The 229-nt window shown below is 59.0% G+C and carries 1 protein-coding gene; it reads left to right on the forward strand.

The features are described 5' to 3' along the window. Positions 1–21 precede the first annotated feature (21 nt). Positions 22–229 (forward strand): GNAT family N-acetyltransferase (locus tag AC0L3U_RS40405; RefSeq protein ID WP_473365272.1); only part of this gene is annotated, 208 nt, incomplete at its 3' end.

Below are 229 nucleotides of genomic sequence, written 5' to 3' on the forward strand. Positions count from 1 at the left end.
GTGGCCGCGGGCAAGGTCGAAATGCTGTTCATCGACCCGCACCATCGGGGCCAGGGGCTTGGACGGCAATTGCTGCACTATGCGATCGAGCACCTGAATGCCGATGAGCTTGAAGTCAACGAGCAGAACCCGCAGGCACTGGGCTTTTACCTCAAGCTGGGCTTCGAGGTGATCGAGCGGACCGATTGCTCAGTTGCGTGCATGACACACCTCCTGTGTGGCGGTTATT

The organism is Bradyrhizobium sp. Kon69, assembly GCF_055807515.1.